Consider the following 21,768-nt stretch of genomic DNA (forward strand, 5'->3'; position numbering starts at 1 on the left):
GCGGGCCACCGGTCCTTGGCGGTCAGGCCGCGATCGGGAACATCAGCGACCAGAGGCCGGAAAAGACCAGCCCGAAGAACAGGATCCAGCCGAACAGGTTGTTCGACTTGAAAAGCGACAGGCACTGGTCGGGATCGTCGATGTCGAGGACGACGATCTGCCAGAGCATGTGGGCCGCGCCGATGGCGAGCCCGAGATAGGCCGGCCAATGCGGGCCGGTGACGGTGCCGGTACTGTGATAGGCGAGGGCGAAGCAGACGAGCGCCGCGCCATAGAGGACGACAAGCGCCGGCTTCGTGCGCCGGCCGAACAGGCGCGCGGTCGAGCGGACCCCGACCAGCGCGTCGTCGTCCTTGTCCTGATGCGCGTAGATCGTGTCGTAGCCGATCGTCCAGAGCACGCTGCCGGCGTAGAGAAGCACGGGCGCCAGCGCCAGCGACCCCCAGTGCGCGGCCCAGCCCATCAGCGCCCCCCAGGAGAAGGCGAAGCCGAGGCCGAGCTGCGGCCAGTCGGTGACCCGCTTCAGGAAGGGGTAGACGACGACGACGCCGAGCGAGGCCATGCCGAGCACGATCGCGAAGACGTTGAACTGGACAAGCACCAGCAGACCGACAAGCGCCTGCACGACGAGGAACAGCCAGGCGCTCTTTCGGCCGATGCGCCCGGAGGGCAGCGGCCGCGAGCGCGTGCGGGTCACCTTCGCGTCGATCCTCTCGTCGACGAGGTCGTTGTAGGTGCAGCCGGCACCGCGCATCGCCACGGCGCCGACGAGGAACAGGACGAGGTGCCAGAGGTTCGGCAGGCTTGTGGTCGCCGCACCCGGAAACATGGCCTGGGGCGCCAGCGCAGCCGACCACCAGCAGGGCCAGAGCAGCAGCTGCCAGCCGATCGGCCGGTCCCAGCGCGCCAGCTGTGCATGCGGCCACAGCCGCGCGGGCAGGATCCTGTAGACCCAGTTGTCGGATGGGGCATCCGAAACGCGGCCCTCGGGGGGGGCGCCGGCAAGGCTGTCTCTCGAATTCGACATGCTGCCAAGTTGACGCGAAAGCCGGCGCCGTCAAGATGATTCCGCCGGCATTGCGGGCTGTCGCCCTTGACCTTCTCCCTCCGGTCCCCTTAAGCGCGACGGCAATGGAAATGGACGGGCGCCCGATGACGACGAATGTTCTCCTGATCGGTTCCGGCGGCCGCGAACACGCACTGGCCTGGAAGATCGCCCGGTCGCCCGTGCTTGGAACGCTCTACGCCGCGCCGGGCAATCCCGGCATCGCGACAAATGCCACGATCGCCGCGCTCGACATCACCGACCACGCGGCGGTTGCGGCCTTCTGCGCGGACAAGCGCATCGACCTCGTCGTCGTCGGACCGGAGGCGCCCCTCGTCGCCGGCATCGCCGATGCATTGCGCGCGGAAGGCATCGCCGTCTTCGGCCCTTCCGCCGAAGCGGCGCAGCTCGAAGGATCCAAGGGCTTCACCAAGGATCTTTGCCGGCGCATGGGCATTCCGACCGCCGACTATGCTCGATTTTCCGATGCCGAGGCGGCGCGGGACCATGTGCGCCGGGAGGGGGCTCCGATCGTCGTGAAGGCCGACGGACTTGCTGCCGGCAAGGGCGTCACGGTCGCCGAGACGGTCGAGCAGGCGCTGGCCGCCGTCGACGACTGCTTTGCCGGGGCGCCCGACGGGACCGAGGTGGTGATCGAGGCCTTCATGGAGGGCGAGGAGGCCAGCCTTTTCTGCCTCGCCGATGGCGAGCGCGCCGTCTTCTTTGGCACCGCGCAGGATCACAAGCGGGCCTTCGACGGGGATGTCGGCCCCAATACCGGCGGCATGGGCGCCTATTCGCCGGCGACGGTGATGACCGGGGAACTGATCGATCGGGCCATGCGCGAGATCATCGAACCGACGCTCGCCGGCATGCGCGCGGCCGGCACTCCCTTCCAGGGCGTGCTCTACGCCGGGCTGATCCTGATGACGACCGGCCCGAAGCTGATCGAATACAATGCCCGCTTCGGCGATCCGGAATGCCAGGTGCTGATGCTGCGCCTGAAGAGCGATCTCCTGCCGATCCTTCTCCAGGCGGCGAAGGGCGACCTCGCATCCTGCCGGCCGGAATGGCACGACGACCCGGCCCTCTGCGTCGTCGTCGCGACATCAGGCTATCCCGGCAGCTACGTGAAGGGCAGCGAGATCGTGTCGCTGCCCGAGGACGACGACCGCGCCATCGTCTTCCATGCCGGAACGCGGCGCGATGGCGCGCGGCTCCTCGCCGATGGCGGACGTGTTCTCGGCGTCACCGCCTCGGGAGCCACAGTGAGCGAAGCGGCCGTCAAGGCCTACGCGGCGACCGCGGAGATCGACTGGCCGCAAGGTTTTTGGCGCACCGATATCGGCCGCCGCGCCATCGACCGCGAGGACGGCTGACCGCTTCTGCGCGCACGGGGACGATCCTGCCGTCGCCGGTGGCAGGACATTGCCGATTTCTGCCATAGATACTGATCCATGGGACGGATGGGAGAAAACGCATGTCTTTTCGCCGGGAGAAACTGACGCGGCCGATCTTCAAATGGGCCAAGGGCGTCCTGCCGCAGCTGTCGTCGACGGAGTCCGAGGCGATCGGCGCCGGCACCGTCTGGTGGGATGGGGAACTGTTCTCCGGCAGCCCCGACTGGGACAAGCTGCTCGCGATGAAGCCGGCGCGGCTGTCGCCGGACGAACAGGCCTTCATGGACGGCCCGGTCAACGCGCTCTGCGCCATGATCGACGACTGGCAGATCTCCGCCAGGGATCATGACCTCCCGCCGGAGGTCTGGGATTTCATGCGGCGGGAGAAATTCTTCGGCATGATCATCCCGAAGGAATACGGCGGCCTCGGCTTCTCGCACACCGCGCACTCCGAAGTCGTGCGCAAGGTCTCCTCCGCGAGCGTCGCCGCCGGCGTCACCGTCATGGTGCCGAACTCGCTCGGGCCGGGCGAACTGATGGTGCATTTCGGCACGCAGGCACAACGCGACCACTGGTTGCCGCGTCTGGCCGACGGCCGCGAGATCCCCTGTTTCGGACTGACCTCGGCGGAGGCGGGATCGGACGCTGCGGCGATGACCGACCGCGGCGTCATCGCCCATGGCGAGCACGAGGGCAGGGAGGTCCTCGGTGTCCGCCTGAATTTTGCCAAGCGCTACATCACGCTCGGGCCGGTCGCCACTGTCATGGGCCTCGCCTTCAAGCTGTTCGACCCTGAGGGCCATCTGAAGCGCGGCGAGGCGCTGGGCATCACCGTGGCGCTGATTCCCACGACGACGCCTGGCGTCACCGTCGGCGACCGGCATGTTCCGTTCTCCTCTTTCCAGAACGGTCCGCTCGTCGGCGAGGACGTGTTCATCCCGATGGACTGGATCCTCGGCGGCGAGGCCCAGATCGGTCAGGGCTGGACCATGCTGATGACGGCGCTCGCCGCCGGTCGCTCGATCTCGCTGCCCTCGCAGTCGGCAGCGGGAGCCGCATATTGCGCCCGCGTCTCCGGCGCCTACGCGCGGGTTCGCCAGCAGTTCAACCTGCCGATCGGAATGTTCGAGGGTATCCAGGAGCCGCTGGCCGAACTCGCGGCCAACGCCTACCAGATCGACGCCGCGCGGCGGCTGACGATCGCCGCGCTCGACGAGGGCCACCGTCCCTCGGTGATCTCGGCGATCATGAAGGCGCATTCGACCTACCGTATGCGCGAATCGGTCGACCTCGCCATGGATATCCATGGCGGCAAGGCGATCATGGACGGGCCGAAGAACTACCTCGCCAATCTCTACAAGTCGGTGCCGATCGGCATCACCGTGGAGGGAGCGAACATCCTGACGCGCAACCTGATGATCTATGGACAGGGGGCGATCCGGGCCCATCCCTACATGCTGAAGGAGATGCGGGCGCTCGCCGATCCGGATTCGGAAAAGGGACTCGCGGCGTTCGACACGCATTTCTGGGCACATGCGGGCCATGCGGCGATGAATGCCTTGAGTGCGACCCTTCGAGGGTGGACGGGCGGGCTCGCCGCGCCGGCCCCTTCGGGCGCCGCCTTCACCGGACACTGGCGACAGCTGTCGCGCTATTCCGCTGCCTTCGCACTCCTGTCCGATCTGTCGCTCTTGACGCTGGGCGGAGGGCTGAAGCGCCGCGAAATGCTGTCGGCACGGCTCGGCGACATCCTCTCCGAGCTTTACCTCACCGCCGCCGCCCTGAAGCGCTTCGAGGACGAAGGCCGGCCGGAGGCCGACAAGCCCGTCATCGAGTACATCTTCGCCAAGGGCACCTACCGGATGGGCGTCGCCTTCAACGGCGTTCTCGAAAACCTGCCGGCCCGCTGGGCGGCACTTCTGGTGCGCCTCCTCTGCTTCCCCTTCGGCATTCCGCTGCCGGCACCGACCGACGAGATCGTCACCGAGCTTGCCGAGATCCTGATGCGGCCATCGAGCCAGCGCGACCGGCTGACGCCGGACCTCTATCTCGGCGAAGGCCGGGAGGGCCATCCGGTGCGCGACCTCGAGGAGGCTTTCGAGCGTGTGGCCGCGGTGGCGCCGATCGACAGGAAGATGCGCGAGGCGAAGATCCGCCAGCCGCAGCAGGCGCTCGACGAGGGAATCGTCACCCCGGCCGAGTTCCAGGAACTGGCCGGTGCGCGTGAAGCGGTGGCAAGGGTCGTCGCCGTCGACGCTTTCCCGATGGCCGACGTCTCGCCGATCGCCAGCCAGCACGCCCGGACTGCAGAAAAGGACGAGGACGCGCGCCGCGCGGCCGCAGCCGAATAGTGCGAGAATGTAGCTGGGCAGGGTGTTCGGGGTCGGCCGTTTCCGCGAGCCGCAGAACCGGATAGGGCAGATCTGCGCGGCTCCACGCGGATCGTCATCAATCTTCGGTGAGCATGCTCGCCTTATCGGCGAACATGCTCGTCAAGGTCGTTGCCGGTTCGAACGCCGGTCGTGTTGAGCGACCAGAGTGCCCGCACCCAGCGCCGACCAGCGGCTTGATTCTCGGTGCCTGGCGAAGCGCATCGCGACCGCAACGCATCGCTGATCGTTTGCTGGGATCAGCAGTTCACGCAGACATATTCCTGGACGCCGAGCCCGTCGCCGCCGACGCGCATGCGGTCGCCGACGGCAAGGAAGCGCGGCGGGTCGTAGGAGAGACCGACGCCGCCGGGCGTTCCCGTCAAAATGACGTCGCCCGGCTCGAGCCGGGCAAAGCGCGAGATGTAGGAGACGAGGTAGGGCACCTTGAAGATCATCTCGGCGGTGCTGCCTTCCTGCTGGCGCACGCCATTGACCTCGAGCCAAAGCATCAGGTCGTCGTAGTTCCCGAGCTCGTCCGGTGTCACCAGCCAGGGACCGAGTGGCGCGAAGGTGTCGTGGGACTTGCCCTTGAACCACTGCCCGCCACGCTGAAGCTGAAGCGCGCGCTCGGTGATGTCGTTGGCGAGGGTAAAGCCGGCGACGTGATCCATCGCATCCTCGACCCTGACGTACTTTGCCGTGCGGCCGATGACGACGGCAAGCTCGACGCCCCAATCGGTGCGCGTCGCAAGCCTCGGGATTTCGATCGGGTCGTTCGGGCCGCTGACCGCGGAAGGGGCCTTCATGAAGACGGTCGGTTCGGGATTGATCTTGAACCCGGCAAGCGCCGCGCTTTCCTGGAAATTCGGGCCGACGCCGATGATCTTGCTGATGCGGGCGACGGGCGAGCAGAGACGCGCGCCCTGCGGCGCGTGTGGCAAAGCGTCGATATCCAGATTGAGCAATTCTGCCAGGCGCTCCGGATCGAGTGCCGCGCCGGACAGGCTCTGGACATGCTGCGACAGATCTCTGATCGCGCCATGCGGGTCGACAATCCCGGGCTTTTCCGTGCCGCGGTCACCAAAGCGCACCAGGCGCATGCTGAACTCCTCCTGAACAGATACTCAGAAAATGCCCGGATCTTGAAATCGTTCCTGATACTGGAAGCTTGCCGGACGATCCCGGAGACGCGGAGCGGTCGTGGCCATATCCACGGCGCAGATTTCATGCGTCGATGCATCCGCTCGACCAGTCGCGATTGACGATTACGTAAATAGCTCGTAGCCGTCCTTGCCGTACGCTTCGCGTATGGACGGTTCGATATCGGGGAGGATGGTCGAATGTATGCAGCACCGGTTGAAGACATCGCCTTTGCGCTGACCGCCGTCGCGGACCTCGGCGACGCGATGCGGGAGGGCCGCGTCGGCGACCTCACTCCCGATCTCCTGGACGCCATCCTGACGGAGGCCGGGCGCTTTGCGACCGACGAGATCGCGCCGCTTTCCGCGCGCGGCGATACCCAGGGGGCCAGCGTGAGAGAGGGCGTCGTCACCACGCCGGAGGGCTGGCGCGACCTCTATGCCAACTGGATCGACGGTGGCTGGAACGCGTTGACGGGTCCGGTCGACTTTGGCGGCCAGGGCCTGCCGGTGGCGCTGTCGGCGGCGGTGTTCGAGATCTGGAACGGCGCATCCATGGCTTTCGCGCTCGGCCCCATGCTGACCGTCGGCGCCGTCGAGGCGATCGCTGCGCACGGTTCGGACGCCATGAAGCGCATCTATCTCGAAAAGCTCGTCTCCGGTGCCTGGATGGGGACGATGAACCTCACCGAGCCGCAGGCCGGCTCCGACCTCTCGGCGCTGGCGACCCGCGCCGAGCGCCGCGACGACGGCAGCTACCGCATCTTCGGCACCAAGATCTACATCACCTATGGCGAGCACGATTTCACCGACAACATCGTCCACCTCGTCCTCGCCCGCTTGCCCGACGCGCCGGCCGGGGTGAAGGGCATTTCGCTCTTTCTCGTGCCGAAGTTCCTGGTCGGACCGGACGGAAGCCTCGGGCTCCGCAACGATGTGAAATGCCATGCGCTCGAGCACAAGCTCGGCATCCACGGCTCGCCGACCTGCACCATGATCTATGGCGACGGCACCGGCGAGACGGGCGAGGCCGGCGCCGTCGGCTGGGTCGTCGGCGAGGAGAACAAGGGCCTCGCCTGCATGTTCACGATGATGAACAACGCCCGGCTGCATGTCGGCACGCAGGGCGTCGGCGTCGCCGAGGCGGCCTACCAGAAGGCGCTCGCCTATGCCCGCGACCGCCGCCAGGGCCGTGCGACGCGGCTCGGACAGGGTGGGGAAGCGCCGCGGGGCATGAGCCCGATCGTCGAGCACCCGGATGTCGCCCGCACGCTTCTGACCATGAAGGCCCTGACGGGTGCCGCCCGCGCCATCACCTTCGCCTGCGGCCACGCCATCGACCGCGCGCATGGCGAAACCGACGCCGAGGCCAAGCCTTCATGGAGCGACCGGGCGCATCTCCTGACGCCGATCGCCAAGGCGTTTGCCACAGATGTCGGCGTCGACGTCGCCTCGCTCGGCATCCAGGTGCATGGCGGCATGGGCTTCATCGAGGAGACCGGCGCCGCGCAGCTTCTGCGCGACGCGCGCATCGCGCCGATCTACGAGGGCACCAACGGCATCCAGGCGATCGACCTCGTCCTGCGCAAGCTGCCGCTTGGCGGCGGGACAGCGATGGCCCGCTATGTCGCGGAGCTGAGCGACGTGGTGGATGCCGTGCGCGGCGCCAACCATCCGGGCTTCGGCCGCACCGCGGAGGCGCTCGCCGCCGCGCTCGCCGATCTCGGCGCCGCCACCGACTTCCTGCTGCAGTCCCTCGCCGACAAGGACACCGAGACCGCCTTGGCCGGCGCGACGCCCTATCTCCGGCTCGCCGGCCTTGCCGCCGGGGCCGTCTATCTCGCCAAGGGCGCGCTCGCCGATCCCGCCCGCGAGGACCGCATGGCGCTCGCCCGCTTCATGGCGGAAAATCTGCTGGGAGAGAGCGCGGCGCTGCGAAACCGCGTGACCGAGGGTGCTGCGAGCCTTGCCGCGGCGCGGATCGTGCTGGCATGACGGCGTCTTTGCCGCTGCCGGTGGCTTTCGTGCCGGAACGTCCTGTCTCCAGGGAAAGGCAATCGACATGAGCGACTTCATCGACACGTCCATTGCCGACGGTGTCCTGACCGTGAGGATGAACCGCCCGCAGAAGAAGAACGCCATCGACCGGCCGATGTACAAGGCCCTGACCGCCGCCCTAGAGCAGGCGGACGGCGACGAGGCGATCGGCGCGACGCTGATCCTCGGCGTCCCCGGGGCGTTTTCCGCCGGCAACGACATCGCCGACTTCATCGCGTTTGCCGCCAGCGGCGGGGAGGGCGACGAGGTGGAATCCTTCCTCTATGCGCTGGCAGGGTCGCGCAAGCCGCTCGTCGCCGCCGTCGACGGCCTTGCCATCGGCATCGGCACGACGCTGCTGATGCATTGCGACCTCGTCTTCGCCGCGCCCGGCTCGACCTTTCGCACGCCCTTCCTCGACCTCGGCCTGGTGCCGGAGGCCGGATCCAGCCTGCTCGCGCCGCAGCTGATGGGGCAGCAGCGGGCCTTTGCGCTGCTGGCGATGGGGGAAAGCTTCGATGCCGAGGCGGCGCGCGCCGCCAACCTCGTCTACCGCATCGTGGACAGCGCCGATTTGGAAGCGACGGCGACCAATGCGGCGAAAATCCTGGCGGCCAAGCCGCGGGAGGCAATGGCGATCGCCCGCGACTTCGTCCGCGGCCCGCGCGAGCCGGTGATCGAGCGGATCGAGGCGGAACTGCGCCAGTTCAAGCAGCGGCTGTCGTCGGCGGAAGCGCGCGCCGCCTTCCAGGCATTCATGTCGCGCTGAAACGGATCAGCGTGGTGGAAGCTCTGCATCCTCGCCACCCTCGCCGTCGCGGCGGGCCTCGCGGATGAAGCCGAGAATCGTCGTTGCGCTGGCGATGACGAAGACCAGCGCCACGGCGCCGAACACCCAGCGTCCGGCCGAGAGATAGCGTTCGACCGCCGTTCCCAGCAGATAGGCGCCGCCGCTGTAGGCGCCGGTCCAGAGGGCAGCGCCCAAGACGTTGTAGAACGAGAACTTCAGCCAGGGCATGCGCGTCGTGCCGGCGATGAAGCCACAGAGCTGGCGCAGGATAAGAATGAAGCGGGCGATGAGGACGATCGGCGGGCCGCGGTCGAGGAACCGCTGCTCCATTCGCGCGATCTGCTGGCGCGACAGGCCCATCTTCATGCCCCAGCGATAGACGAAGCCGCGGCCGTAGCGATAGCCGACGACATAGCCGACATTGTCGCCGAGAACGCCGCCCGCCCAGGCCGCCAGGAAGACCTCGAGAAAGCCCAGCCGCCCCTGGCTCGCGAGGACGCCCGCTGCGACGAGCAGGCTTTCCCCCGGCACCGGCAGACCCGATGATTCGATGAATATCCCCAGAAACACGACGATGACGCCGTAATCGGCGAGAAAGGTCATGATCTGGTCGAGCATCGGGGCTTTCGGGAGGAACTGCGGCCGGCCCTTCTAGCAATGCGGCCTGCGACCCGCAATGCGGGGGAAGTGACCGATTCCCCATAGTCCGCGGTATCAAGACGAAGCCTCACATTGTCCTCGTCATCCTCGGGGCCTTGGCCCCGGGGATCCATGCCCCGGCACAAGGGAATGCAGTCCGGTTCAGGATTGACCGGCGCCAGTTCGCCGCCGCCGTCGAACCGTTTCGGCAATTCCAGCAGGTTGCGCCAGCATGCAGACCTTCAATATTGGGGTCGCTACGGGCAGCAAAAGCCTATCGCTGGAACAGTGCCACGGCCTCGACATGGTGCGACCAGAGGAACTGGTCGATCGGGGTAACGGACAGGAGCTTGTAGCCGCCGTCGACGAGGATGCGGGCATCGCGCGCCAGGGTTGCGGGATTGCAGGAGACGGCGGCGATGCGCTTGACCTTCGATGCCGCCAGTTCGCGCACCTGCGTCTCCGCGCCGGCGCGCGGCGGATCGAAGACGACGCCGGCGAATTTGCTCAAGTCCTTCGCCATCACGGGACGGCGGAAGAGGTCGCGCTTTTCCATCGTGATCGGCTTCAAGCCGCTGACGCCGCGCCGTGCGAGATCGAGCGCGGCGAGCGCCGAGGCTTCCGTCTCGACGGCATGGACCGCGCCCGTCGACGCCAGCCGCAGGGCGAAGGTGCCGATGCCGGAGAAGAGGTCCATCGTCGCCTTGCAGGGGGCAAGATGCTCCACCACCAGCGCCGCCATCGCCTCCTCGGCGGAAGCGACCGCCTGGAGAAAGGCGCCGGGCGGCGGACCGACCGAGATGCCGCCGACCTGGATCGTCGGATGGCGGGATTCCAGCACGATCTCGCCGTCGAGGGTCAGCCGCGCGATGTCGCGCCGGAGTGCGAAGGCGGTCAGCGACTGGCGCAGGCTGTCGGTGAGCTTGGCGGTCTCCGACAGTGCGATGTCGAGCCCGGCATCGGTCGCCGTCACGCTCATGCGCATCGGCCGCTTGCGGTCGGCGACGATCAGCGCCAGCGCCTTCAGATCGGCGAGGCGGCTCGCGATGGCCGGGACCACGATCAGGCAGACGTCGATGTCGGCGATGCGGTTCGTCTGGCTCTCGAAGAAGCCGAAGACGACGCGGTTGCCCTCTCGCAGGCCGGAGAACACCGCACGGCGGCGCGAATGCGGCGCGCAGGGCACGAGATCGGCGACCTCGGGCTCCAGCCCCGCATGGGCAAAGGCCTCGACGACGAGATTGCGCTTGAAGCTGCGATAGAGCCCATCGCTCGCATGCTGCAGGTCGCAGCCGCCACAGACGCCGAAATGCGGGCAGGGCGGCACCTGGCGCTCGGCCGAGGCGATGAGGATCTCCTCGAGCGCATAGTGCGAGCCGATACGCTCCACCGCCACGCGCTCCCCGGGAAGCGTGAAGGGCACGAACAAGGGAGCGCCATGGTCCGGCCGGGCAACGCCGTCGCCTTTGGCGCCGAGCGTCTCGATGGTGAGGGAAAGGCTCATGCCTTCTTGCCCGCCATCAGGAATTCATGATTGCCGTCCCCGCCCTCGATCGGCGAGGGGATCGGATCGCGTGCCGTCCAGCCCGGCTGCTCGTTCAGCCAGGCGCAGAGATCGGCCGCGACGGCGGGCGCGGAACCCGGATCGCGCAGGAGGCCGTTCTTGGCGATCGCGAGCCGACCCGCCTCGAACTGCGGCTTGATCAGGAAGATGCCGTCGGTGCCGGGCTCGGCGAGCTCCAGCGCCGGCGGCAGGGCCAGCTTCATCGAGATGAAGCTGACGTCGCAGACCAGCACGTCGAAGGAATGGCCTGCGAGGTTCTCTTCGTCGAGATCGCGAGCGTTCAACCCCTCGATCGAGGTGACGCGCGGATCGGCCTCGATGCGCGGATGGATCTGGCCGTGGCCGACGTCGATGGCGACGACATGCGCCGCGCCGTGCCGCAGCAGCACCTCGGTGAAGCCGCCGGTGGAGGCGCCGACGTCGAGCGCGGTGCGCCCCGTCACGTCGATCCCGAAGGCGTCGAGGGCGGCCTCGAGCTTCAGCCCGGCGCGCGAGACATAGTCGGCGGCGGGATCGTCGAGCGTGATCTCGCACTCCGGCGGCACGTTGAGGCTCGGCTTGGTGACGGTGAGGCCGTCGACCTTGACGTGCCCGCGCATGATCGCGTCACGGGCCCGCGCCCGGCTGGCGGCGAGGCCGCGATCGGCGACGAGAATGTCGAGCCTGATGCGCGACAGGTGTTGTTCTTCGGTAGCGGCCATCGGCAGGTCATGCGGGTAGAGCGGGCAAATGGCAAGCGGGAACGGTGAGAGACGGGACCGGAGAGCGGTCTCTGCAGGTTCAACCTCACAAGATCGTCATCCCGGGCTTGACCCAGGATCCATTCCAAATCGCAGGATACAGTCGAGGACGGCGGACGGTCTTCCTGATCGGATTTGGCAGCGCAGGCGCTTCGGCATGGATCACGGGTCAAGCCCGGGATGACGAAGCCTGCCTTTGAGCCCTGCCGTCAACACACCTCTAAGCCTGCATCACCCGCGACGCGCTCTTGCCCAGTGCCTTGAAGACGGCGTCGACGATGCCGGCCTTGTCGAGACCTGCGGCGCGGATCATGGCGTCGGGGCTGGCATGGTCGACGAAGAGGTCGGGCATCAGCAGCGAGCGGACCTTCAGGCCGTGCTCCATCAGGCCGCGTTCGGAAAGAAGATGCAGGACTTGGCTCGCGAAACCACCTGTCGCGCCTTCTTCCACGAGAAGCAGCACTTCGTGCTCGCGGGCGAGGCGCGTGATCAGTTCGGCGTCGAGCGGCTTGGCAAAGCGCGCGTCGGCGACCGTCGTCGACAGGCCGAAGGTTTCCAGCTCCTCGGCCGCAGCGAGACTGTCGGAAAGACGGGACCCGAAGGAGAGGATCGCAACCTTCGTGCCCTCGACGAGGACGCGGCCCTTGCCGATGGCCAGCGCCTGCCCGCGCGCCGGCATCTCGACGCCGACGCCATTGCCGCGGGGATAGCGGAAGGAGATCGGACCGTCCTCGTAGAGCGCGGCCGTGCGGACCATGTGCCGCAGCTCCGCCTCGTCGGCGGCCGCCATCACCACCATGCCCGGCAGCGGCACGAGGAAGCCGGTGTCGAACGAGCCCGCATGCGTCGGACCGTCGGCGCCGACGAAGCCGGCGCGGTCGATGGCGAATCGCACCGGAAGGTTCTGGATCGCGACGTCGTGGACGATCTGGTCGTAGGCGCGCTGCAGGAAGGTCGAGTAGATCGCGACGAACGGCTTGTAGCCCTCGGAGGCAAGGCCCGCGGCAAAGGTCACGGCGTGCTGCTCGGCGATTCCGACGTCGAAGGTGCGGCTCGGAAAGGCCTCGCCAAAGAGGTCGAGTCCGGTGCCGCTCGGCATGGCGGCGTTAATGGCGACGATCCTGTCGTCGTCCTGCGCCTCCTGGATCAGGCTTTCGGCGAAGACCGCGGTATAGCTCGGGGCGTTGCCCTTGGAGCTTGCCTTGGCCTGCGTGCCGGTGACGACGTCGAACTTGGCGACGCCGTGATACTTGTCGGCAGAGCTTTCGGCCGGGGCGTAGCCCTTGCCCTTGCGGGTGACGACGTGGACGAGGATCGGGCCGTTCTTTGCGTCACGAACATTCTTGAGGACGGGCAGGAGATGGTCGAGATCGTGGCCGTCGATCGGGCCGACATAATAGAAGCCGAGCTCTTCGAACAGCGTGCCGCCGGTGAAGAAGCCGCGGGTGAATTCCTCGGTTTTGCGCGCGCCCTCGCGCATGAAGTCGGGCAGGATCTTCGTCAGGGTCTTCGCCTTGTCGCGCAGGCCCCGATAGGTCTTGCCGGAGACGAGGCGGGCGAGATAGGCGCTCATCGCGCCCGTCGGCGGGGCGATCGACATGTCGTTGTCGTTGAGGATGACGATCAGACGCGCGTCGAGCGCCCCGGCATTGTTCATCGCCTCGTAGGCCATGCCGGCCGACATGGCGCCGTCGCCGATCACCGCGACGATGTTGTTCTTCGCGCCGGAAAGGTCGCGCGCGACCGCCATGCCGAGGCCGGCCGAGATCGAGGTCGAGGAATGGCCGGCGCCGAACGGGTCGAATTCGCTTTCCGTGCGCTTGGCAAAGCCCGAGAGCCCGCCTTCCTGGCGCACGGTGCGCATGCGCTTGCGCCGCCCGGTCAGGATCTTGTGCGGATAGGCCTGGTGTCCGACGTCCCAGATGATGCGGTCGTCGGGCGTGTTGAAGACGTAGTGCAACGCCACCGTCAGTTCGACGACGCCGAGCCCCGCACCGAGATGTCCACCGGTCCGCGACACCGCGTCGATGAGGTCCGTGCGCAATTCGTCCGCCACCTGCCGGAGGTCGGCCTCGCGCATCTGCCGGAGATCGGCGGGCGAGTCGATCAGGTCGAGCAGGGGCGTCTGGGGCTGGTCTGTCACGAAATCCGGCACCTTTCAGGCTGACTTGGCGGCGTGTCCGAAGAACGGATTATGCCGCAGAGCACGTTCGCCAGGCCCCTCCGGACCGGCTCGCATGCCTCTAAGATTGGGAACATCACCGGATCTGCAAGCCTGCGGCGCACGAACGACGAAACGCTCACCATCAAGCGCGACCGTGACGGCGCATCAGGCGGGGTCGAGCGGTTCGGTTCCGATCGGCTTGCCCGACCGTGACAGCTTGATCTTCTCGACCTTGTCTTCCGCCGAGGACAGGAGCCGCTCGCAATGGTTCTTCAGCTTCTCGCCGCGCTCGTAGATGCGGATCGAGACGTCGAGGGCGACGTCGCCATGCTCGAGATCGGAGACGATCTTCTCCAGCGCGCTCAGCGCCTCCTCGAAGCTCATGCGCTTGATGTCGGAATCGTCGGCAGGGGGAGAGTTTGCGGATTCGATGGCCATGCGTTTCCTATAGCCTGTGCCGGTCAGCCGGTCATCAGGCGCTTGACGTGGACCGCGACCGAGGATCCCAGGCCGACAAGGTCGTAGCCGCCTTCCAAGAGGCTGATCAGGCGACCGTTGCCGAAGCGGTCGGCAATGTCCATCAGCTCTCCCGTCGCCCAGTCGAAATCGTCTTCCACCAGCTGCAGGCCGGCAAGCGGATCGCGCCAATGCGCGTCGAAGCCGGCGGAGATGATGACGAGATCGGGACGGAACGCCCGCAGGGCCGGCATGATGCGGGTGGTGAAGGCCTCGCGGAATGCGTCGCTGCCATCGCCCGACGACAGCGGCGCGTTGACGATGTTGCCGGCGCCCGTCTCGTTCTTGGCCCCGGTGCCGGGATAGAGCGGCATCTGGTGGGTCGAGGCGTAGAGGACGCTCGGATCGGCAAGGAAGATGTCCTGGGTCCCGTTGCCGTGATGAACATCCCAGTCGATGATCGCCACCCGCTCCAGTCCGTGCACGGCCTGCGCATGCCGGGCTGCGATGGCGGCGGTGTTGAACAGGCAGAAGCCCATCGCCGTCTCGCGCTCGGCGTGGTGGCCGGGCGGGCGCCCTGCGACGAAGACGTTGGCGGCTTCGCCGGTCACCACATCGTCGACCGCCGCGCAGGCCGCGCCGACGGCATGGAAGGCTGCGGAAAAGCTCCGCGGGCTGATCACCGTGTCGCTTTCGATGCGCACGATGCCGCTCGCCGGAACCGCCTTCGCGATGCGGCGCACATGCTGCTCGGGATGGCACCGGATGATGGCTTCCAGAAGCCCTTCGGGCGCCTCCTGCCGGTCGAGGTGCTGAAAGGCCTCGGCCTCCAGTGCCGACGCCACGGCCTGCATCCGCTCCGGTCGCTCCGGATGGCCCGGGCCGGTCAGGTGCTCGGTGAAGATCGGATGGTGATAGAGGCGCGTCGTCATCAGCGCGCAGCTAGTGTCGCGCGACCGAAGGTCAATTTGAGCCGTCCCGCCATCTCAGACCCGGCCGGTCTGGCCGCGATGGCGCAGGTAGTGGTCGGCGATGGCGCAGGCGACCATCGCCTCGCCGATCGGCACCGCGCGGATGCCGACGCAGGGGTCGTGCCGGCCCTTCGTCATGACGTCGACCTCGTTGCCGTCTGCGTCGACGGAGCGTCTCGGCGTCAGGATGGAGGAGGTCGGCTTGACGGCAAAGCGTGCGACGATCGGCTGCCCGGTCGAGATGCCGCCGAGAATCCCGCCGGCATGGTTCGACAGAAACTCCGGCTCGCCGTCCGCGCCGATGCGGATCTCGTCGGCATTCTCCTCGCCCGAAAGCATCGCGGCGGCAAAGCCGTTGCCGATCTCGACGCCCTTCACCGCATTGATGGACATCAGGTTGGAAGCGATGTCCTGGTCGAGCTTGGCATAGATCGGCGCGCCGAGACCCGCGGGGACGCCCGTCGCGGTGATCTCGATGACGGCGCCGACCGAGGAGCCGCTCTTGCGGATCTTGTCGAGATAGCTCTCCCAGCGCAGGGCCGTCTCGGCATCCGGGCAGAAGAAGGCGTTGTCGTCGATCGCCGCGTCGTCCCAGCGCGACCGGTCGATCTCGATCTCGCCGATCCGCACCAGGGCGCCGCGGATCTTCAGCCCGGGCACGACGAGGCGGGCGAGCGCGCCGGCGGCGACCCGTGTCGCCGTCTCGCGCGCCGAGGAACGGCCGCCGCCGCGATAGTCGCGCACGCCGTATTTTATGTCGTAGGTGATGTCGGCATGGCCCGGGCGATAGCGCCGGGCGATGTCGGAATAGTCCTTCGAGCGCTGGTCGACGTTCTGGATCTCCAGGGCGATCGGCGTGCCGGTGGAGATCAGCTCGCCCTCTCTGTCCCCCGGCATGACGCCGGAGAGGACGCGGACCGCGTCGGGCTCCTGGCGCTGCGTGGTGAAGCGCGACTGGCCGGGCCGCCGCTTGTCGAGGAAGGACTGGATCTCGGCTTCGGAAAAACGGATCCCGGGGGGGAAGCCGTCGACGACGCAGCCGATGGCCGGGCCATGGCTCTCTCCCCAGGTCGTGACACGGTAAAGATGTCCGTAAGTATTATGCGACATTGAAGGGTCCGTGCGACGTCGAAGGGATCTAACCCCTCGCGGTTTATGTCAGTGTGTGGCATCGGGTCAAATGATGTGACATCGGCGGTTTTCGGGCGGGGAATCGGACCGGCGGCGCGCAAAAGACACAATCCGCCTCACTATCGTTCCTCTGGACGGACGGGCGGCGCCTTCCCGAAACGGACCGGTGCTGCAGGTGGCGGGAAACTACTGCCGTGGGCAGCCATGAATTCGAGGACCATATCGTGACCAGACAGATCATCGCCTTTTTCGCCAGTTCCTTCCTCTGTGTCGCGCTGACCATTCCAGCCCGCGCCGAGGAAAAGAGCGGCGTGATCGCCGCGATCGACAGGGAGGGTTCGCTGCTGACATTCGCCGACGGCACGACCTACGTCCTGCCGGGCGAGTTCGATTACGACGCGGTCGCTCCGGGCATGGAAGTCCACGTGATCTTCGACCTCAGCGCCATCTGACGGCGCCAGCGATCCCTCCGGGTGCGACGGGCCGAGGGCGGGCTTCGGCGCAAGGCAACGTCAGATCCAGTCGACTGTTCCGTCCTCGGCCCTGAGGACCTGATCCTGGGGGATCGTCAGGAAGGCGGCGTCGCGCGGGGACGTCCCGCCATAGAGCCACAGGAAAGCCCTGACGATGCCGCCATGCGCGACGACGACCGTCGGCACCGTCAATGCCTCGAAAACGGGGCGGGCGCGTTCGGCCAGCATGGCATAGCTTTCCGCCGTCGGCCCCGGCGGAACATAGTCCCACTTTGCCGCCTCTCGCTCGGCCACGGCCTCCGGGGTCCGGGCTGAAATCTCGTCGAGCGTCGACCCCTCCCAATCGCCGAAATGCAGCTCCTTGAGTCGCGCATCCGTCGCGTAGGCCGTGGAATCGAGACCGAGTTCGCCGCGAATGATTTCCATGGTCTCGCGGGTGCGCAGCATCGGGCTGGCGAGATAATGCAAGGCGCCGGCATCCCTGCCGAGCAGGTCGGCAAGCTTGCGGCCATTGCGTTTGGCCTGTGTCCGGCCGGTCGCGTTGAGGCTGATCTCGGCCTGGCCCTGCAACCGCTCCTCGGCGTTCCAGTCGGTCTGTCCGTGGCGGCAGAGATAGATCAGGGGCAAGGTCATCGCGGTAAAGACTGCAGGCCGATCACTCCTTGACGACCGAGATGTCGGGCGCGTCGACAGCCTTCATGCCCACGGTGTGGTAGCCCGAATCGACGTGGTGGATCTCGCCGGTGACCGCCGTCGACATGTCGGACAGGAGGTAGAGGGCGGACTGGCCGACCTCGTCGATGGTCACGGTGCGCTTCAGCGGCGAGTTGTACTCGTTCCATTTGAGGATGTAGCGGAAGTCGCCGATGCCGGAAGCGGCAAGGGTCTTGATCGGACCGGCGGAGATCGCGTTGACGCGGATCTTCTGCTTGCCGAGGTCGACGGCGAGATAGCGCACCGAGGCCTCGAGCGCGGCCTTGGCGACGCCCATGACGTTGTAGTGCGGCATCACCTTTTCGGCGCCGTAGTAGGTCAGGGTCAGCATCGACCCGCCGTCGGTCATCAACTTCTCGGCGCGCTGCGCGACCGCCGTGAAGGAATAGACCGAAATCAGCATGGTCTTGGAGAAATTGCCCTCGGACGTGTCGACATAGCGGCCTGTCAGTTCGTCCTTGTCGGAAAAGCCGATGGCGTGGACGAGGAAGTCGAGCTTTCCCCATTTCTCCGCGAGCGTATCGAAGACCGCGTCGATGGTCGCGGCATCGGAGACATCGCAATGTCCGGCGACAAAAGCGTTCAGTTCCGCGGCGAGGGGCTCGACGCGCTTCTTCAGAGCATCGCCCTGGTAGGTCAGGGCAACCTCGGCCCCCTGGTCGGCCAGTGCCTTGGCGATTCCCCAGGCGATCGAACGGTTGTTGGCGACGCCCATGACAAGGCCGCGCTTGCCCGACATGAGACCGCGCGGCGCGCCGTTTGATTCCGTCATATTCAGACTTTCCCAGACCACCGCGCCAGATCGGCAGACGCGGCGGCGGTATGGCATAGGCGGGGCCTGCCTTCAAGTTTGCAGCCGGAACGGGGCGTCAGCCGCCCGTCATTCTGCGTCGGGCTGCGACCGCAGGAAATCGGCAAGCGCCTCGTCGCGGTGCTGTGGCAGGACGATCCTGATCGCCACGAGCACGTCGGCGCGAGTACCATCGGCCCGCGTCAGACCCTTGCCCTTGAGCCGGAGCGTCTTGCCGGCATTCGACCAGGGCGGCAGGGTGAGGGATACCCGTCCGTCCAGGGTGTCGACCGGGATCTTGCCGCCGAGGACGGCCGTGCGGATCGGTACGGCCAGGCTGAGCTTCAGGTCGCGGCCGTCGATCTCAAAACGCGGATGCGGGACAAAGTCGATGGTGACGAGCGCGTCGCCCGCGGGCGCCGCGGCGGAAGCGCCGGGTTGCCCCTGGCCCCGCAGCCGTATCGTCTGGCCGTTCTCGACGCCGTCGGGAAGCCGGATTGCGAGCCGCTTGCCCGAGGGAAAGATCGCCTCGACCTTCTCATCCGACACGATATCCTCGAGCCGAACCTTCAGCGTTGCCCGGATGTCCTCGCCTTTGACCGCCCCCTGGCGTGCGCCGGCAAAACCGGCACCGCCCCCGCGCGGCACGCCACGCCCGCCGAAAGCCTGCTCGAAGAAGTCGGAGAACACGCTCTCGGCGCCATCCGCACCGGGGCCCGACCGAAACTCGAAGCCGGGGCTGGCGCCGGGACGGCCGCCGCCGAAGGGACTGCCGCCGCCCGGAAATCCCTGGAACTTCGGCTTGCCGTCGGCATCGATCTCGCCCCGGTCGAACTGTGCTCGTTTGTCCTTGTCGCCGAGGATCTCGTAGGCCTGGTTGGCTTCGTTGAAGCGCGTCGCGGCCGTCGGATCCTGCGTATTGGAATCGGGATGGAAGCGCTTGGCGAGTTTGCGAAAGGCGCCCTTGATCTCTTTTTCGCTGGCAGTCTTGGCAACGCCGAGAATGGCGTAGGGATCGCGCATGAGGTTTGGTCCTAGTGTCCGTCGGAAGAACGGGATCGGCTTTGTCGAAAAAGACAGGTGACGGCAAAAGGCCCGGGAGTCCATTCGGGCTCGGTCCCAGTCGGGTGCCTCCCTGAGAACCTGGCCGGCGCAAGCCGCATCCTTGCGTCTGCGTGGGATATGGCGCCGGCCCTGGCGAAATTTAAGGGCCGAGTCGCAAAGAGGGGGTCAGCTGCCTTCGCTGAAATGCGTCAAGGTCCACTCGCCCCGGCCTTTCGTGCAGGCCTCGCCGTCGTAGACGGCGACGCCGTCATAGCGTTGGCGCGAGGTGCGGAACTGCCGGCAGATCATGTCGCCGGCCTTGACCTCGTGGATCGCGGTGATGACCCCGCTCGCACCCGTATCGGCATTCGCCCAGGCCATCGGCTGCTCCGGCGTCGCCGCAAGATTGGCCGAGGAAACTGCGTTCCGCACGGTATTGCCGTCGGAAGCCTGCTCGGGTGCGATGGCCGGCTCGGCTGGCTTGATGGAATTGGTGACGATGCTCCGGTCGACCATTTCCTCCATGCCGCCGCCGGAGATCACGCAGCCCGAGAGCGACATAATCGGCAGGAGGATGAAAGTTGCTTTGATCAGATCCATCGCGGTCGTATGTCTCGCTGGCCCAGGTCTCGATCGGCTCGGGCAGACCTTTGCAGGGAGCCCCGGCCGATTATGACGAACGATAGCTTAAGCCTTGGTGAAAACCCCGTCGGCGATGATCCATTTGCCCAATTCGGCCAATGGCTCGAGGAAGCCGGTGCAACCGAGATCAACGATCCGAATGCGCTGGCTCTGGCAAGCGTCGATGCCTCGGGCCTCCCGGATGTCCGGATGGTTCTCCTGAAGGACTTCGACGCCCGTGGCTTCGTGTTCTACACGAATTTCGGCAGTGCGAAAGGCAGGCAGATCCTCGGCAGTGGCAAGGCGGCGATGTGCTTCCACTGGAAGAGCCTGCGTCGACAGGTCCGCATCCGCGGAACGACCGAAGTCGTTTCGGACGCCGAGGCCGATGGCTATTACGCGACGCGCCCCCGCCGCAGCAGGCTCGGCGCCTGGGCCTCCGACCAGTCGCAGCCGCTCCGGGACCGGGCCCTTTTGATCGACAAGGTGGCGGCGGTCGACGCGAAATATCCCGGGGACGACATCCCGCGCCCGGCGAACTGGTCCGGCTTTCGCCTCGTGCCAAGCGAGATCGAGTTCTGGCAGGATGGCGAGTTTCGCCTGCACGACCGCATTTTGTTCAAACGTATCGCGGAGGGCGACGCCTGGACGTTGGGGCGGCTCTACCCGTAAGGCGCGTCAGCGGGCCGCTCGATCTCGGTCTCCGTGGCGGCGGGCTGGTTGCGTCGCAACCGGTCAGGCAACGGGGGCAGGCGTAACGGGTGAGCCGGCGGACCAAGTCACGCCGTGCGCCAATTCACAATAGGGGAAGCAAGGACGCGAACAAGATACTTGACGCTAGGGAATATTCCTGAAAACTACGCCCAGCGACAACGCTCAAAGGAGGCCCCGATGCAGTCCTCGACGACCGTTCTTCCTTCGCCGCGCCATGCTGATTTCTACAACGCTTTGCCCGATGTCATGGATGCGGACGCGCATGTGACCCGACTTGGGCGGCATGCCGCGATCGACCATCTGATCGAGGTGATCGTGCGCCATGGAATGGGCGACCTCGTCGGCATTCGGCTCCTGCACAATCACTGCCCCATTTCGCCGGTCGAACTGATGGTCGAGGAGGAGGAAATGGGGGACGGCGGACCGGTTCTGGCGACAGCGCCCCGCCTGACCGATTCGCCGCTGACTGATGGGCTGGCGCCAAACAGCTGGGCACTGGTGGATGGCGCTTGGACGCCAGTCGAGTTCTCGGCGGAGGACGCCGTCCGTCGTGCGGCAGCCCTCGCCATGGGCCAGACCAGCTTTCTCGCCGATTTCGCCACGCGGCTGCAGGAGATGGGGGCTGCGCAAACCCTCGGCCTCTGCGTCTTCGAACGCCAGTTCTTCCGCTTCGCCAACCCGTCTCGGCGTGACGAGATTCTGGTCGAGACGACGGATACCGAGCGGCGCGCCAATATCCTGCGCTTCGACGACGCCACCCATCATGCGCCGGGATCACTGATCGAGACGGTCTGGGTTGCCGGCGTCGGCAGCGATCCGACCGCCAATTGCCCGACGCGCTGCGGCACACGCTGCCAGATCCTGATGTCCTGCCAAGACTATTCGACCGGCCACCAGAAGTTCAAGGTCTCGCACGACAAGCAACACACCGGCCCGGAGCACTGGTCCGGATGATAGTCGCTCC

20 protein-coding genes are annotated in these 21,768 nt (G+C 66.7%); 7 read left to right on the forward strand and 13 right to left on the reverse strand.

Annotation, left to right across the window (positions count from 1 at the left end; genetic code table 11):
- Positions 1-22: 22 nt before the first annotated feature.
- Entirely contained in the window at positions 23-1,027 is a 1,005-nt protein-coding gene (ubiA, locus tag Sa4125_RS03040; RefSeq protein ID WP_224003535.1) for a 4-hydroxybenzoate octaprenyltransferase, read from the reverse strand.
- A gap of 125 nt (positions 1,028-1,152) precedes the next feature.
- Between ubiA and purD the strand changes: the two genes are divergently transcribed.
- The gene (gene purD / locus Sa4125_RS03045) at positions 1,153-2,424 is read left to right on the forward strand and encodes a phosphoribosylamine--glycine ligase (protein WP_224003538.1); all 1,272 of its coding nucleotides are present in this window, start codon (positions 1,153-1,155) and stop codon (positions 2,422-2,424) included.
- Positions 2,425-2,525: 101 nt separating this feature from the next.
- The gene (locus Sa4125_RS03050; RefSeq protein WP_224003540.1) at positions 2,526-4,796 is read left to right on the forward strand and encodes an acyl-CoA dehydrogenase; all 2,271 of its coding nucleotides are present in this window, start codon (positions 2,526-2,528) and stop codon (positions 4,794-4,796) included.
- A 278-nt stretch (positions 4,797-5,074) separates the two neighbouring features.
- Here Sa4125_RS03050 and Sa4125_RS03055 read toward each other — a convergent pair whose 3' ends face one another.
- Positions 5,075-5,917, reverse strand: a complete 843-nt coding sequence (locus Sa4125_RS03055; RefSeq protein WP_224003542.1) for a fumarylacetoacetate hydrolase family protein — start codon at positions 5,915-5,917, stop codon at positions 5,075-5,077.
- A gap of 240 nt (positions 5,918-6,157) precedes the next feature.
- Here Sa4125_RS03055 and Sa4125_RS03060 point away from each other — a divergent pair, with 240 nt between their 5' ends.
- Both Sa4125_RS03060 and Sa4125_RS03065 read left to right on the forward strand, forming a co-directional pair.
- Positions 6,158-7,951: an acyl-CoA dehydrogenase gene (locus Sa4125_RS03060; RefSeq protein ID WP_224003544.1), complete on the forward strand. Its 1,794-nt coding sequence runs from the start codon at positions 6,158-6,160 to the stop codon at positions 7,949-7,951.
- Between the two features lie 67 nt (positions 7,952-8,018).
- A complete protein-coding gene (locus Sa4125_RS03065) occupies positions 8,019-8,762 on the forward strand; it encodes a crotonase/enoyl-CoA hydratase family protein (protein ID WP_224003546.1) in 744 nt (247 codons plus the stop codon).
- A 6-nt stretch (positions 8,763-8,768) separates the two neighbouring features.
- Here the strand turns inward: Sa4125_RS03065 and Sa4125_RS03070 are convergent, their stop codons facing one another.
- The 7 genes from Sa4125_RS03070 to aroC form a co-directional block, all read right to left on the reverse strand.
- Positions 8,769-9,401, reverse strand: a complete 633-nt coding sequence (locus Sa4125_RS03070) for a DedA family protein (RefSeq protein ID WP_224003548.1) — start codon at positions 9,399-9,401, stop codon at positions 8,769-8,771.
- Positions 9,402-9,696: 295 nt separating this feature from the next.
- Entirely contained in the window at positions 9,697-10,926 is a 1,230-nt protein-coding gene (locus tag Sa4125_RS03075; protein ID WP_224003551.1) for a class I SAM-dependent RNA methyltransferase, read from the reverse strand.
- Entirely contained in the window at positions 10,923-11,687 is a 765-nt protein-coding gene (locus Sa4125_RS03080; RefSeq protein WP_224003553.1) for a TlyA family RNA methyltransferase, read from the reverse strand. The genes Sa4125_RS03075 and Sa4125_RS03080 overlap by 4 nt, the downstream gene beginning before the upstream one ends.
- Positions 11,688-11,946: 259 nt before the next feature.
- The gene (dxs, locus tag Sa4125_RS03085; protein WP_224003555.1) at positions 11,947-13,869 is read right to left on the reverse strand and encodes a 1-deoxy-D-xylulose-5-phosphate synthase; all 1,923 of its coding nucleotides are present in this window, start codon (positions 13,867-13,869) and stop codon (positions 11,947-11,949) included.
- 186 nt (positions 13,870-14,055) lie between these two features.
- Positions 14,056-14,328 carry an exodeoxyribonuclease VII small subunit gene (locus tag Sa4125_RS03090; protein WP_224003557.1) on the reverse strand — a complete coding sequence of 91 codons (273 nt, stop codon included), beginning with the start codon at positions 14,326-14,328 and terminating at the stop codon, positions 14,056-14,058.
- A gap of 23 nt (positions 14,329-14,351) precedes the next feature.
- Positions 14,352-15,278 (reverse strand): histone deacetylase family protein, encoded by a 927-nt coding sequence (locus tag Sa4125_RS03095; RefSeq protein ID WP_224003564.1) that lies wholly within the window; start codon positions 15,276-15,278, stop codon positions 14,352-14,354.
- Between the two features lie 54 nt (positions 15,279-15,332).
- Complete coding sequence (gene aroC, locus Sa4125_RS03100) at positions 15,333-16,427, reverse strand: chorismate synthase (RefSeq protein ID WP_224003566.1); 1,095 nt, start codon at positions 16,425-16,427, stop codon at positions 15,333-15,335.
- Positions 16,428-16,672: 245 nt separating this feature from the next.
- Between aroC and Sa4125_RS03105 the strand changes: the two genes are divergently transcribed.
- Positions 16,673-16,900, forward strand: a complete 228-nt coding sequence (locus tag Sa4125_RS03105) for a DUF1344 domain-containing protein (RefSeq protein WP_224003568.1) — start codon at positions 16,673-16,675, stop codon at positions 16,898-16,900.
- A 60-nt stretch (positions 16,901-16,960) separates the two neighbouring features.
- On the opposite strand, the gene Sa4125_RS03110 is transcribed toward Sa4125_RS03105, so the two are convergent.
- The 4 genes from Sa4125_RS03110 to Sa4125_RS03125 form a co-directional block, all read right to left on the reverse strand.
- Entirely contained in the window at positions 16,961-17,554 is a 594-nt protein-coding gene (locus Sa4125_RS03110; RefSeq protein WP_224003570.1) for a histidine phosphatase family protein, read from the reverse strand.
- 22 nt (positions 17,555-17,576) lie between these two features.
- Positions 17,577-18,407 carry an enoyl-ACP reductase FabI gene (gene fabI / locus Sa4125_RS03115; protein ID WP_224003572.1) on the reverse strand — a complete coding sequence of 277 codons (831 nt, stop codon included), beginning with the start codon at positions 18,405-18,407 and terminating at the stop codon, positions 17,577-17,579.
- Between the two features lie 108 nt (positions 18,408-18,515).
- On the reverse strand, positions 18,516-19,448 hold the full coding sequence (locus Sa4125_RS03120; RefSeq protein ID WP_224003574.1) for a DnaJ C-terminal domain-containing protein: 933 nt from the start codon (positions 19,446-19,448) through the stop codon (positions 18,516-18,518).
- 207 nt (positions 19,449-19,655) lie between these two features.
- On the reverse strand, positions 19,656-20,069 hold the full coding sequence (locus tag Sa4125_RS03125) for an RT0821/Lpp0805 family surface protein (RefSeq protein WP_224003576.1): 414 nt from the start codon (positions 20,067-20,069) through the stop codon (positions 19,656-19,658).
- Positions 20,070-20,141: 72 nt separating this feature from the next.
- On the opposite strand from Sa4125_RS03125, the gene pdxH reads away from it, so the two are divergent.
- The gene (gene pdxH, locus Sa4125_RS03130) at positions 20,142-20,762 is read left to right on the forward strand and encodes a pyridoxamine 5'-phosphate oxidase (protein ID WP_224003578.1); all 621 of its coding nucleotides are present in this window, start codon (positions 20,142-20,144) and stop codon (positions 20,760-20,762) included.
- 219 nt (positions 20,763-20,981) lie between these two features.
- The gene (locus Sa4125_RS03135) at positions 20,982-21,758 is read left to right on the forward strand and encodes a hypothetical protein (RefSeq protein WP_224003580.1); all 777 of its coding nucleotides are present in this window, start codon (positions 20,982-20,984) and stop codon (positions 21,756-21,758) included.
- The last annotated feature ends 10 nt before the right edge of the window (positions 21,759-21,768 follow it).

Origin of the sequence: Aureimonas sp. SA4125 (assembly GCF_019973775.1) — a bacterium.
In the GTDB taxonomy this organism is placed as follows: Bacteria; Pseudomonadota; Alphaproteobacteria; order Rhizobiales; family Rhizobiaceae; genus Plantimonas.

Coding starts and splice junctions, on each gene's coding strand:
- purD (WP_224003538.1), top strand. CDS start 1,153: ATGACGACGAATGTTCTCCTGATCGGTTCCGGCGGCCGCGAACACGCA.
- Sa4125_RS03050 (WP_224003540.1), top strand. CDS start 2,526: ATGTCTTTTCGCCGGGAGAAACTGACGCGGCCGATCTTCAAATGGGCC.
- pdxH (WP_224003578.1), top strand. CDS start 20,142: ATGACGAACGATAGCTTAAGCCTTGGTGAAAACCCCGTCGGCGATGAT.
- Sa4125_RS03070 (WP_224003548.1), bottom strand. CDS start 9,401: ATGCTCGACCAGATCATGACCTTTCTCGCCGATTACGGCGTCATCGTC.
- Sa4125_RS03080 (WP_224003553.1), bottom strand. CDS start 11,687: ATGGCCGCTACCGAAGAACAACACCTGTCGCGCATCAGGCTCGACATT.
- ubiA (WP_224003535.1), bottom strand. CDS start 1,027: ATGTCGAATTCGAGAGACAGCCTTGCCGGCGCCCCCCCCGAGGGCCGC.
- Sa4125_RS03095 (WP_224003564.1), bottom strand. CDS start 15,278: ATGACGACGCGCCTCTATCACCATCCGATCTTCACCGAGCACCTGACC.
- aroC (WP_224003566.1), bottom strand. CDS start 16,427: ATGTCGCATAATACTTACGGACATCTTTACCGTGTCACGACCTGGGGA.
- Sa4125_RS03075 (WP_224003551.1), bottom strand. CDS start 10,926: ATGAGCCTTTCCCTCACCATCGAGACGCTCGGCGCCAAAGGCGACGGC.
- Sa4125_RS03120 (WP_224003574.1), bottom strand. CDS start 19,448: ATGCGCGATCCCTACGCCATTCTCGGCGTTGCCAAGACTGCCAGCGAA.
- Sa4125_RS03125 (WP_224003576.1), bottom strand. CDS start 20,069: ATGGATCTGATCAAAGCAACTTTCATCCTCCTGCCGATTATGTCGCTC.
- fabI (WP_224003572.1), bottom strand. CDS start 18,407: ATGACGGAATCAAACGGCGCGCCGCGCGGTCTCATGTCGGGCAAGCGC.
- Sa4125_RS03135 (WP_224003580.1), top strand. CDS start 20,982: ATGCAGTCCTCGACGACCGTTCTTCCTTCGCCGCGCCATGCTGATTTC.
- Sa4125_RS03060 (WP_224003544.1), top strand. CDS start 6,158: ATGTATGCAGCACCGGTTGAAGACATCGCCTTTGCGCTGACCGCCGTC.
- Sa4125_RS03110 (WP_224003570.1), bottom strand. CDS start 17,554: ATGACCTTGCCCCTGATCTATCTCTGCCGCCACGGACAGACCGACTGG.
- Sa4125_RS03055 (WP_224003542.1), bottom strand. CDS start 5,917: ATGCGCCTGGTGCGCTTTGGTGACCGCGGCACGGAAAAGCCCGGGATT.
- Sa4125_RS03065 (WP_224003546.1), top strand. CDS start 8,019: ATGAGCGACTTCATCGACACGTCCATTGCCGACGGTGTCCTGACCGTG.
- Sa4125_RS03090 (WP_224003557.1), bottom strand. CDS start 14,328: ATGGCCATCGAATCCGCAAACTCTCCCCCTGCCGACGATTCCGACATC.